The 12,392-nt window shown below is 72.8% G+C and carries 9 protein-coding genes; 2 read left to right on the plus strand and 7 right to left on the minus strand.

From position 1 onward, the window contains the following. Positions 1-92: 92 nt before the first annotated feature. Both ACIQRW_RS33080 and ACIQRW_RS33085 read left to right on the plus strand, forming a co-directional pair. Entirely contained in the window at positions 93-1,733 is a 1,641-nt protein-coding gene (locus tag ACIQRW_RS33080; protein ID WP_403767543.1) for an alpha/beta hydrolase, read from the plus strand. A 131-nt stretch (positions 1,734-1,864) separates the two neighbouring features. Next, positions 1,865-2,881: an alpha/beta hydrolase gene (locus tag ACIQRW_RS33085; protein ID WP_403767546.1), complete on the plus strand. Its 1,017-nt coding sequence runs from the start codon at positions 1,865-1,867 to the stop codon at positions 2,879-2,881. A gap of 12 nt (positions 2,882-2,893) precedes the next feature. Here ACIQRW_RS33085 and ACIQRW_RS33090 read toward each other — a convergent pair whose 3' ends face one another. The 7 genes from ACIQRW_RS33090 to ACIQRW_RS33120 form a co-directional block, all read right to left on the minus strand. Beyond that, on the minus strand, positions 2,894-4,018 hold the full coding sequence (locus ACIQRW_RS33090) for an AI-2E family transporter (protein WP_403767549.1): 1,125 nt from the start codon (positions 4,016-4,018) through the stop codon (positions 2,894-2,896). A gap of 90 nt (positions 4,019-4,108) precedes the next feature. Further along, on the minus strand, positions 4,109-6,322 hold the full coding sequence (locus ACIQRW_RS33095) for a HelD family protein (protein ID WP_403767725.1): 2,214 nt from the start codon (positions 6,320-6,322) through the stop codon (positions 4,109-4,111). 161 nt (positions 6,323-6,483) lie between these two features. Further along, complete coding sequence (locus tag ACIQRW_RS33100; protein WP_403767552.1) at positions 6,484-7,743, minus strand: phosphopentomutase; 1,260 nt, start codon at positions 7,741-7,743, stop codon at positions 6,484-6,486. 11 nt (positions 7,744-7,754) lie between these two features. After that, on the minus strand, positions 7,755-8,918 hold the full coding sequence (locus ACIQRW_RS33105) for a YhfX family PLP-dependent enzyme (RefSeq protein WP_403767555.1): 1,164 nt from the start codon (positions 8,916-8,918) through the stop codon (positions 7,755-7,757). Between the two features lie 2 nt (positions 8,919-8,920). Then, the gene (locus ACIQRW_RS33110; protein WP_403767558.1) at positions 8,921-10,048 is read right to left on the minus strand and encodes an aminotransferase class V-fold PLP-dependent enzyme; all 1,128 of its coding nucleotides are present in this window, start codon (positions 10,046-10,048) and stop codon (positions 8,921-8,923) included. 1 nt (position 10,049) lies between these two features. Next, complete coding sequence (locus tag ACIQRW_RS33115; protein ID WP_403767561.1) at positions 10,050-11,006, minus strand: phosphotriesterase; 957 nt, start codon at positions 11,004-11,006, stop codon at positions 10,050-10,052. Between the two features lie 48 nt (positions 11,007-11,054). After that, complete coding sequence (locus tag ACIQRW_RS33120) at positions 11,055-12,389, minus strand: YhfT family protein (RefSeq protein ID WP_403767564.1); 1,335 nt, start codon at positions 12,387-12,389, stop codon at positions 11,055-11,057. Positions 12,390-12,392 lie beyond the last annotated feature (3 nt).

Below are 12,392 nucleotides of genomic sequence, written 5' to 3' on the forward strand. Positions count from 1 at the left end.
CGCGCTCCTCTCCCGAGGGGGAGGTGACCCCCGCCGAGCTGGGGTGCCAGCCCCAGTGATCCCCAACGGTCCTTCTCCTAGCGTCTATTGATGTGAGTTACGCAGAGGACGCAGAGAAGACCACCCGAACCCCGGCGGCCGCCCGCACCACCAAGGCCGCCCGGACGACCGCCAGGACCGCCGCCGCGGGCCTGGCCCTGGCCCTCGCGGCGGGCGTCACGGCGTCACCGGCCCTGGCCACCGCACGGCCCGGCCCGGAACCCCGTACCGTCGCACCGCCGACGGTCGCCGGAGCGCTCGACCGCTACTACCACCAACCCCTGGACTGGGGCACCTGTATGAGCTCCCCGCAGGACGAGACAGGCAGAGACCTGGACAAGGCGGGCGTGCAGTGTGCCGACGTCACGGTCCCGCTGGACTACACAGCCCCGGGGGGACGGACGATCACGGTCGCGATATCCCGTCTGAAGGCCACCGACACCCGCCGCCGCATCGGCGCGATCCTCCTCAACAACGGCGGCCCCGGCGGCCCGGCCGTGGATTCCCCGCCGATCGTCCGCACGGCGATGAAGGAGGTCGGCCCGCGCTACGACATCGTCGGCTTCGACCCGCGCTTCGTCGGCCGGAGCACCCCGCTGGACTGCGGCTGGCCCGTCAGCTTCACCTGGTTCTCGGCCGGAGCGAGCCGGGCGGGCTTCGACCGCCAGGTGGCGCTGAGCAAGAGCCTGGCCACCAAGTGCCGCGCCACTGACGCCTCGGTGCTCCCGCACATCAGCACCCGCAACACGGCCAGGGACATGGACGTGATCCGGGGCGCACTGGGCGAGCGGAAGATCTCCTATCTGGGCTATTCGTACGGCACCTACCTGGGCACGGTCTACACCCAGATGTTCCCCGGCCGCTACGACCGGATGGTCCTGGACGGAGCGGTGGGTCCGGACGACTACAACCCGCGCCTGCTGAAGCACACGGTGCGCGAGAACGAGCAGGCGCTCTCCGACTGGGCCGCCTGGGCGGCCGCCCGCCACACGACGTACGGCCTGGGCCGCTCCCGTACGGCGGTGCTCGCCACCATCGACCACATCATGGCGAAGGCGGCCCGCGCCCCGCTGACCCTCGGCACCGCCCCCGAGGTCTTCCGGGTCGACGACACCCACATACCGACGCTGCTCTTCATCGGCTTGGCCGACGACGGCGACGGCTCGCGGGACCTCCTGGCCCAGCAGGTGGCGGCACTGTCCCAGGCGTCGAAGGGCCGCGAGGCTCCGTTGCCCCCGGAGTTCGCGGAGACGCTGCGTCTCCTGCTCTCCGGCACGGACTCCTCCTTCGGCAGCTCCCAGACGGCAATCATCTGCGGTGACGTACCGGCCCCGCGCGAGACCGAGCGCTACTGGCGCGACATCCAACGGAGCCGTGCCGCACACCCCCTGTTCGGTCCCCTCACCGAGAACATCGGCCCCTGCGCCTTCTGGGACGCGCCACGGGAAGCCCCCACCCGTATCAGCCACGACGCCCCCGTCCTCCTGGTCGCGGCCACGGGCGACCCCCGCACCACCTACCGGAGCACCACCACCCTGCACAGCAGGCTTCCCGGCTCCAGGCTCCTCACCCTGGAGAACGCCAACCGCCACGCCCTGTACGGGGAGTACGGGAACGCCTGCGTGGACACCGAGGTCAACCGCTACCTGGCGACGGGCCGGCTCCCGAAGAGGGACGAGACCTGCGTGAAGTGACCCGGGAGCGGGAGACCGCCTCCCGTCGGTGTACGGGCGGCCTCCCGTCGGAGGATGCCGGCACCCGTCCCGCTCCGTACCGTCCGAAGCGTCGGGCGAAGTCCGGCCGACGATGTCGGGAGGTCACGGTGATGAGCATTCCGCGCAAGGTGATCGCATGGGGCGCTGCCCTGCTGCTGCTCGTGCCCGGAACAGCGGCGGCAGCGGCCCCGCCCGGGGACCGGCCCCCGGGGATACGGGTGACGGGGGAGCGGTGGATCGGCGACCGGCTCCTCGAACTGACCATGCGGTCGGCGGCGTTGGAAGGCGCCGGCACGGTCCGCCTGCTCACCCCGGACGGCTGGGAGGATCGCGGGCGCGGCGAGCGATGGCCGGTCCTGTATCTGCTGGCGGGTGGCCACGGCGACCCCGAGGCCTGGACCGAGGACTACGCGGTGGAGCGGCTCCCGCAACTGCGCGACGTGCTCGTGGTCATGCCGTCGATGCCGCTCTTCGGGTTCTACAGCGACTGGTGGAACGGCGGCGCCGGCGGCGCGCCGCGCGTGGAGACCTTCCACCTCGACGAGGTGCGCCCGCTGCTGGAGCGTCTTTACGGCGCGGGGGACCGGCGGGTCGCGGCGGGGGAGTCGCAGGGCGGCTTCGGCGTGCTGACCTACGCGGCACGCCACCCCGGCCTGTTCCGCGCGGTGGCGGGCCTCAGCGGCTACGTCCATCCGCTCCAGCACCCCCGGGCGGTCCGGGCCGGACTCGACTATCTGGGCCTGGACCGGTTGGCGCTGTGGGGCGACCCGGTGGCCCAGCGGCAGATCTGGCAGGACCACGACCCGTACTACCGGCCGGAGCGACTGCGCGGCGTCGAGGTCCACCTCTCCAGCGGCGACGGCCGGGCGGGCGCGCTCGACCCGCCCGGCACGGAGCCGGACCCGCACGTCCCCGGCCTGGAGGACCCCGACGACCCCTTCCCCGAGGACGTCCTGTCCCCGACCGAGGCCATCATGGGGGCGGAGAACCGGGCGATGGCCTCCCGGCTGCGGGCCCACGGGGTGGCGGTCACCACGCACTTCTACCGGGGCACCCACTCCCCGCCCTACTGGGAGCGAGAGTTGCGCGGGGCGCTGCCGGCGCTGCTGCGCTCCCTCGGGCGGTGAGGGGGCAGGGCCCTACGCCGACGGGACCGGTGAGCCGGTCCCGTCGGCCGGATCCGCCGCCTCGGGCTGACGCGGCTCCTCCACGAGCTGCTCGCGGAGGTAGTTCCAGACCACCCCGAGCAGCGCCGCCACCGGCACGGCGAGCAGGCTACCCACCACGCCGGCCAGGCTGCCGCCCAGGGTCACGGCGAGCAGGACCGTGGCCGCGTGCAGCCCCAGCCCACGGCTCTGGATCATGGGCTGGAACACATTGCCCTCCAACTGCTGCACCACGACGATGATCGCCAGCACGATCAGGGCGTCCATCGGTCCGTTCGAGACCAAGGCGATGACCACCGCCACGAATCCGGCGAACAGCGCCCCCACGATCGGCACGAACGCGCAGACGAAGGTCAGCACCGCCAGCGGCAGCACCAGCGGCACCCCCAGGATCCACAGGCCGAGCCCGATGAAGACCGCGTCCAGCAGACCGACGAACGCCTGCGACCGCACGAACGCGCCCAGGGTGTCCCAACAGCGGGAGGCCACCTCGGGGACGTCGGTGGCGAGCCGGCCGGGAAGCTGACGGGTGAGCCACGGCAGGAAGCGCGGGCCGTCCTTGAGGAAGAAGAACATCAGGAAGATCGCCAGAACCGCCGTGACCAGCCCGTTGACCACGGTGCTCACCCCGGTGACGGCGGTGGTGACCACGCTGCCGACACTGTCCTGGAGTTGAGCGGTCGCGGTGTCCAGGGCGCCGGTGATCTGGTCGTCGCCGATGTTCAGCGGCGGACCCGCCGCCCACTCGCGGAGCTTGTCGATGCCCTCGATCACCCCGTCGGCCAGCTCCCCGGACTCACCTGCCACCGGCACCGCGATCAGCGCCACGATGCCCGCCCCCACGAGCAGGGCGAACACCGTCACCACCGAAGCGGCGAGCGAGGGCCACCAGCCGAGCCGGCGCAGGAAACGGGCGAGCGGCCAGGTCAGCGTGGTGAGGAACAGGCCGACTATCAGCGGCCATACGACCGACCACATCCGGCCCAGCACCCACAGCGCGACCGCCGCCGCCACGAGGACCAGCAGCACCTCTGCGGAGACCCGTGCCGACGTGCGGAGAGCAGCCGCGGTCTTTGTCGAACTCAATGGCGAAGACATGGCGTTACCCTATGGCTTCGCCAACCGTGTTCCGGCCACGTCCGCGGCCCGCCGACGCCGAGCGCCACGAAGGCGGGCCGCCCGGCCCCGTCAGCGCAACGCCGGGGGCAGCTCCTCCCGATGGACGATGCCCAGGCGCTGGGTGGCACGGGTGAGCGCCACGTACAGATCGCTCGTGCCGAACCGGGCGGGCTCCACGACCAGCACATGGTCGAACTCCAGCCCCTTGGCCTGGCGCGGATCCAGCAGCACCACCGGGCGCGTGAGGTCGGGGGCCTCGCCCGCCGCGACACCGTCCAGCGGGGCGGCGATCTCCTCGTGCAGCGCACGCGGCGCGATCACCGCGAGGCGCCCCTCCCGGGGCGTCAACTCCACGACCGCCCTGGCCACCTCGCCCGCCAGATCCTCTCCGGCATCCCGCGTCCACGGCTTCTCGCCGGTCGACCGCACCGAGACGGGGGCGGTGAACGAGGGGTCCCTCTCCCGCAGGACCCCGGCCGCCAGCTCCACGATCTCCGCGGGCGTACGGTAGTTGACCTCCAGCGTGACGTGCTCGAAGCGGTCGCCGACGTACGGCTGGAGGATCTCCTCCCACGACCCGACCCCGGCCTCCTCGGACGTCTGGGCCGGGTCGCCGACCAGCGTCAGCGAGCGGCTCGGCGCCCGGCGCATCAGCAGCCGCCACGCCATGGGCGACAGCTCCTGCGCCTCGTCGACGATGATGTGCCCGAACGCCCAGGTGCGGTCGGCGGCGGCCCGCTCGGCGGCGGTGCGGTGGTCGGCCTCCTCGTGCCGGTCCGCCATCCGCTCGGCGTCGATGATGTCGTGGGCGGCGAGGACCTCGGACTCCTCGTCCTCGAACTCGTAGCTCTCCGAGCCGCGCGACAGCTCCAGCACACCCTGGGCGTACCCGACCCGCTCCTGACGGGCGGCCTCGGCAGCCGCCCTCTCCGCGCTGTCGTCGACGCCGAGCAGCTCGGCGGCCTCGTCGAGCAGCGGTACGTCGGCGGGCGTCCACGCCGAGCCGACGGACGGACGCCGGATCGCGTCGGCGTCCTCGTCCGGTACGTACACCGGATCGGCCAGATAGTCGGCGAGGAAGCCCTCGGGGGTCAGCGGCGGCCACAGCTCGTCCACCGCCGCGTGCACCTCCTTGCTCAGCGCGACGTCCCGGCCGAGCTGGGCCATGTCGTCGGGGCCGAGGAAGTTGGGCCCGCCGTAGGGGTCCGCGCCGATGCGTTCGACGAGTTGCGCGGTGAGTGCGTCGATGACCCGGAAGACGAAGTGGGGGCGGGCGAGATTGTGCGGCAGACGGGTGTCCCTGGCCGCCTGCCGGGCCTCGTACGCGATCTCCCAGTCCAGGACCAGATCCCCGCCGTCCTCGTGCGGGATGATCATCGCCGCCCCGGGCTCGGGCAGCCGCTGCCGGTCGCGTACGGCCAGGGCGAGCGCCTCGGCCATCGGCTCGCCGCCCTTGACGGCCGCGGCGCGCGGGGAGTCCGTACCGGTGGCGTGCACCCCGGGGAACAGCTCCGCCTGCGTCGCCAGCAGCACCCCGGTCTCGCCGAGCGCGGGCAGCACCTCCGCGATGTAGCGCAGGAACGCCGGGTTGGGCCCCACGATGAGCACGGCCCGCTTGGCGAGCAGCTCGCGGTGCTCGTACAGCAGGAAGGCGGCCCGGTGCAGCGCGACGGCCGTCTTGCCGGTGCCGGGTCCGCCCTCGACGACGAGAACGCCCCGGTGAGGGGCCCGGATGATGCCGTCCTGCTCGGCCTGGATGGTCCGCACGATGTCGCCCATGCGTCCCGTGCGCGCGGAATCGAGCGCCGCGAGCAGCACGGCGTCGCCGTTCGGATCCTCGAAGCCGGTGCGGTCGCGGTCCCCGAGATCGAGGATCTCGTCATGGAGCTCGGTGACCGTGCGGCCCTCGGTGGTGATGTGCCGGCGCCGGCGCAGACCCATCGGCGTATGCCCCGTGGCGAGATAGAAAGGACGCGCCACCGGCGCACGCCAGTCGATCAGCACAGGGGTGTGCTCGGCGTCGTCCTCACGGATCCCGATACGGCCGATATGGTGCGCGAGCCCGTCGGAGCGGTCGATGCGGCCGAAACACAGCGAGCCGTCCACCGCGTTGAGCGCGGCGAGCAGACCCGAGCGCTCCGCGACGAGGATGTCGCGCTCCAGCCGCGCCTGCTGGCCCGTCCCGACCGGCGTCAGCGCGTGCTCGATGCCATCGGCGGCCACCCCGCGCAGGGCGTCGACCCGGGCATGGAGCCGGTCGATGAATTCCTGCTCTTCCCGCAATTCGTCGCTTTCCCGGTTTGACAAAACGGCTCCCCGCCAGATATATTCGTACTCATAAGGCCCCCGAGCGGGGCCTTTCTGCATGAGCGCAGAAGAATCCAATATACCCGCGATAATCCCCGGACCGCAATTACGGTCCGGGGATTGTTCGTGCCCGTCGACTACGTGCGGAGTGCGGCGGCCCGCGCCTCCCCGTCCGTGCCGATCGGCGTTCCCGCCGCCAGGTCCCGCGGGGAAAGTGCCAGCGACCGGGCGGCCGTCGCGCCCACATCGGCGAGACTCCGCGCGTCCGGCAGCAGCTCCACCCCGGCCCCGTCGGGGCGGTAAATCAGCACCGGCACATACTCCCGGGTGTGGTGCGCGTGCCCGATCGAGGGGTCGTTGCCGTGGTCGCCGGTGACGATCAGCCGGTCCCCGGAGTCCGTGAGCAGTGCCAGGAGCCCGGCGAGCCCCGAGTCCACCTGTTCCAGCACCTGCCCGTAGCGCCCGGTGTCCTGCTGGTGCCCCGCCAGATCCGTCTCCTGGACGTTCGCGACCACCAGGGCGTCGCCCCCGGCGCGTACCGCGTCCAGGGTGTACGCCAGGACATCGGCGGTGGCCACGGCCGGCCGCCGGTCGGCCTGTTCGCACACCAGGATGTCGGCGGCCTTCCCCACCAGGGTGACCGGGATGCCGGCCCGTGCCGCGAGACCGGGGAGCTGACGGGTGTGGTCGAGCGGGGCGCCCAGGTGCTGAACCTCCAGGCCGCCGTTGCGGTAGAAGCCGGTGGCCGGGGTGTCAAGACCGACGGTGCCCCCGTCCCCGCCCCGTACGTAGGAGTCGAGCGGACCGTCCGCGTGTCCGCCCACCGCGATGACCCGGGCGACCGGGGCGACCGTCCGCACCGTACGGGCGACGGCGAGAATCCCGCCCGGACCGTCGAACGGCAGATCCTCCAGGCGCCCCGAGGCGTTCCAGTTGATCCCGGGGTCGGCCTCCAGGTTGTCGTGGACCAGCACCGCCCCGTCGACCAGCAGCAGCGGCTTTCCGTCGAGCCGCTCCGCCCGGTGACCGGCCGCCGTGAGCGCCTCGGTCACCTCGTCGAGGTGGTCGGCGAGCCGGGCCACGGTCACCCGGCTGAAGTCCGCGCCCATCATGGTCTGGTGGCCCGCGAAGGTGTCCGCGCCCGGATAGCCGAGGGCGGCACGGCCCGCCGACACGGGCAGCCGGGTGCTCCGCGCCAGGTCCCGGTGCGGGTGGACCAGACCGAGGCCCAGCGCCCCGAGCACCGGGAGCCGCAGCGGCCGCCCGAACGCGGCGCGGGCGTGGTCGAGTACGTGCCCGCAGGTGTCGGCGGCGAGGTCGCCGGGGCGCAGGGCGCCCGCGTCGGGCATGGCGCCGACGCCGAATCCGTCGATGACGACGATGACGGTCCTGGCCATGGAACAGCTCCTTACAGGGCTCGGCCGTGGGCGTCGTAGAGCCCGTTCAGCCGGGGCCTGCCGGAGGCGAGTCCGGAGACGACGGCGACGGTCGAGCGGGTGACGAAGATCTGGGTGCGGAAGGCGAGCAGCGCGGTGTCGCCCAGCCGGAGGTCCGAGCCGGACGGGGGCGCGTCGAGCAGCCGGTAGTAGTCGATGTTCTCGGCGGGGGCGTCCTGCACGCCCAGACGCGCGCCGGTGCGTGGCAGGAGGGCGCCGCGGATGTGGGAGCGCGCGTAGAAGCCGCCGCCGAACAGGGCCGGGCGCCCGTCGTCGAGGGTGTGGGCGACCTCGCTGACGTACACGTACGCCGGTTTCTCGGGCTGGGCCGGGTCCAGGGCGTGCAGCGGGGTGGTGCCGGTGAGGGCGTGGCCCGGCTCCCCGTGCGTGGCCCCGCGCTCGGCGAGCAGCGGGAGGGACGCCACCGAGGTGGCGCTGGGCGCGCTGAGCCTCAGGTCCAGGTGGCCGCGCGCGGCGAGGAGTTCGCGGGCCTTGAGCGCCAGGTCGAAGGTGGCCGTGGCGGCGGGCTGCCCTGACTCCGGGTCGCAGAGCACGCACGGGAAGGCGGTGACGCCCGCGATCCGGATGCCCGGAAGCGCCTCGGCGGCCTCGGCGAAGACGTCCAGCCGCTCCAGCGGAACACCGCCCTCCTGGCCGGGGTAGACGGTGCCCTCGGCCCCTTCGAGCCGGATCAGGACGTCCTGGACGAAGCCCAGCTCCCGGGCCGCGTCCGAGACGGCACGGGCGTTGGCCAGATCAAAGACCGTGACGTTCTCCGGCCGCCACGCCAGCATGCCGGGCAGGGCCCGCCGGGGGATCTGGACGAGGTGGCCGAGGTTGCCCGGCCTGGCCCCGGCCGCGTGCAGGGTCCGGGCCTCGGCCGGGTCGATGGCGGCGGAGCGGGGGATGTGCCGGGCGACGGCCCGGATCAGTTCGGGGTTGCGGCCGATCTGCTTGACGACGAACCACAGCCCGATACCGAGGCGTTCGGCCTCGGCCGCCAGAGCTGCGGCGTTGGCCTCGACGGCGTCGAGGTCCATCACATAGGTGTCGGGCGGGATCTCGCCCCGCCGGTGCAGGGCGGCCGCGGCGTCGACGAGCTCGGGGTTACGGGTGAGCACGGTGTCGAGAAACACGGTCAGCGGTCCTTCGGGTCGGCCATCGCGGCGAGCGAGCGGCGCAGGATGTCGATGACGAGGTCCGCGCCGGCCCGCATCGGGTTGACGCGCACGGTCCAGTCGGCCAGCTCCGGGGCGTCGTCCAGGGCGGAGCTGGACATCCGGTAGAAGAGCGGCGCGATCTCGTAGCGCGAGTTGGACCCGACGGGATACGGCGCGGCACCGAACCGTGCGGCGACGGACGGCAGTTCCGCGGCGACGGGCCGGTCCAGGCGGATCAGCAGGCAGCGGTCCTGGGCGTTGGCGACACGCACCTCCGCCACCCCGTCCACCTCTCCGGCCGCGAGCCGTTCGGCGACCTCGGCCCCCACCCGGGACTGCACGGCCCACAGGAGCGGTACGTGGGTGAGGGCGCGCAGCGCGTCCAGCGCCTGGTGGCCCTGGACCTGCCCGCCGCCGGAGTAGTTGGCACGCCGGACACCCTCGACCAGGTCGCGGGCGCCCACGACCAGGCCGACGCCCTCGGGCCCGTGGAGTTTGAACAGCGAGAAGCAGGAGGCGTCGGCACCCAGTTCGACCCCGGCGGCGGGGGTGCGCATGACGGCGTAGTTGTCGTCCACGATCGTGCGGACCCCGGCCGCCCGGCAGGCGCCGATGACCTCGGCCGGATCGTAGGAGTCGGCCAGCCGCTGCCGGGTGTGCTGGACGTACGCCCACCGGAACCGCCCGGACGCCAGGGCGGCGTCGAGCGCCGCCCGGTCGTTGAAGTCCGCCTCCGTGGTGCGCACGCCGATGCCCCGGAAAGTGACCTCGGTGGTGCGGTAGACCGGGGCCCGGTGGATCAGCAGATCGTCGCCCGCCCGAACGACGGCGTTGAGGGCGGCCCGGATCGCCCCGGTGCCCGCGCCCTGTACGAGGGCGGCGTCCTCGGCGCCGAAGAAGTCGGCCAGGACCGCCTCGACGCGGGCGGTGGTGCGGGGCCGGCCGAGGCCGGGGACGACTCCCGCGTCGGCGGAGAACAACTGCTCGCCCTCGAAGTGCGCGGCGGTGGCCTCCAGCAGCCGGAACTGCCTTGCCGCGGCGTCCTCCAGAGCCACGGTCGGCAGCGGAAAGGTCGCGGGGAGCGCGGGCGGGGGTGCGGGGCTCATGTCAGTTCTCCTCCACGGTCGCGCCGGTCAGGAAGCGCACCGGATTGCGGCGGGTCAGCAGGTCGATCAGGTCGTCGTCGGCCCCGGCCGCCCGCAGCCGGGGCAGGAAGCTCGCGAAGAGGTGCCCGTACCCCTGGCCGCCCTCGTCGCGCAGATAGCCGTGGCGGGAGATGTCGCAGCTGAGCAGGGCCCGGTCCGCGTGGCCCGCCTCCAGCAGCGCGAGCAGCAGCCGCAGCCGGGTCTCGTCGCTCTGGTACGCGGTCTTGCCCACGGTGTCGAACGCGACGTACGCCCCGCTCGCCGCCAGCTCCCGGTGGACGCCGGGGTCGTCCAGGAGGTCCTGGTGCCCGATGCTCACGCGGTGGGCGGGCAGGCACTCACCGGTGAGCAGCTCCAGCTGGGCGAGGCCGCCCCGGCCGAGCTGGGCGTGGGTGGCGACGGAGAGGCCGGTGGCGAGCGCGGCGCGTGCGCCGGCCCGCAGAACCTTGGCCTCGGCGGCGGTCGGTACGTCGCCGTGGCTGCCGATCTCCCCGAGGACGCCGGGCCGGACGCCGCTTCCGTCGATGCCGTCCTCGATCTCCCGGACGAGGATGCCGGTGAGCGCCGCCACGTCGAGGGCGTCGATCTCCGGCGTGTGGAACGGCTCGTAGTACCAGCCGGTCGCCGCGACGACGGCGACACCGGTCTCCCGGGCGATCCGGGACAGCGCGCGGATGTCGCGCCCCATGCCCCGGCAGGTCAGCTCGACGACCAGGGCGAGGCCGTACTTTTCGCGCAGTGCGAGGAGCTCGGCGGTCACGGCCGCCGCGTGGCGTTCCGGTCCGAGGACGGCCGCGCCGTCGCCCACGCGGTCCAGATCGAGGACGAGGTGCTCGTGGGCGAGGGCGGGGCCGCGTACCGAAGCGGCCAGGAGCCCACCGGTGACGGTGCGCAGGGTGTGCGGTGCGGGGTGGTTCATCGTGGGGCTTCCTTCTCCGTGTACGGCGCGGCCGGATCCGTTCGGGCCTCAGCCCTTGACCGGCGTGAACAGGTCGAGCCAGTACAGGATGTTGAGGAGGACACCGCCGATGATCACGGCCGCCGGGGCCGCGGCCATCCTCACGACGGGCCGGCCCATCGACTCGTTCAGCAGGTAGAGCCCGCCGACGACGAGGATGCCGAGCCCACCCCCCATGGCGTTGGCGGCCATGAGCGAACCGAACAGGATCGCGAGCTGGAGAGTGTCCCCGATGGCGCTGCGCAGGTGCTCCGAGGAGTCCCGGACGCTCGGCAGCTTGCCGAGCACCTTGCCGATCCAGGAGAGGGCCAGCACCTCGACGGCGAACACGAGCGCACCGACGACGGCGGCCAGGAAGGGGTTCGGCATGAGGTACCCGATGGGGTACACCAGGGTGAAGCCCGCGATGCCGTACGCGCCGGACGCCAGGGCGGTGGTCGCGATCAGCGGGATGAAGCCGAAGACGCGGTAGAAGTCGACCTGTGCCGCCTCGGCGTACTGCCCCTTCGCGATCAGGAAGCTGGTCGCCTCGCCGCCGCCGAATATGTGCATCTGGGCGAGGACGCACACCCCCGCGCCGAGCAGCATGAACAGCGGCAGGTACTTCCGCAGCCGGGTCGCGCTGGCGCTGAAGAGGGACGCCATCGGGTCGTCCCCGGTCACCTCCTCCACGACGCCCGCCGCCCGGTCGGCCCGGCGCTGCCGCAGGTCCTTGGAGACGGCGAGGCCGATGAGCATCAGCACGCCCACCGCCATGGCCAGCGCCCCGGCGAACATGGTGGGCCACAGCTTCATCGTCATGACGACCAGGGCCAGTTCGAGGACGCCCGCGATGCCGCCCCACTTGCGGCCGAACTGCTTGGTGATGGCGAGCACGGGGAAGAGCGTGAACAGGAACAGGATCGGCGTGGACATCTGCTGCATCGCGGTCAGGAAGTCGACCGGGAGGTCATGGGCGATGTTGTTGGCGCCGTTCAGTCCGAAGACGACCACCGCGCCCCACGCGCCGCCGAGGATCGGGGCTAGCCACTTCTTCGGTGACAGCATCCCGAGGATGTCCGTGGGCAGGAAGAGCAGCCACGGGTTCAGCACACCGGTGGACAGGGCCATCGGCGCGCCGAGCCCGAAGATGAACCCGGCGGAGAGCCCGAAGGAGACGGCCGTGGTCGCGCTGCGGGTGGTGCGCCCCTGGATGAAGTCCAGCAGGAAGGGACGCACGCCGTCGTTGAAGACGGCCAGCGCCATGTGCGCGATGAACGCCGTGAGCGCGCAGAGGGCTATCACGGTCAGTTGCTGGGCCAGCGAGAAGTCGAGTTCCGCGCCGGCGGCGAGAGTGGTGCTCACGAG

Source organism: Streptomyces sp. NPDC091287 (assembly GCF_044768525.1).
Classification (GTDB): Bacteria; Actinomycetota; Actinomycetes; order Streptomycetales; family Streptomycetaceae; genus Streptomyces.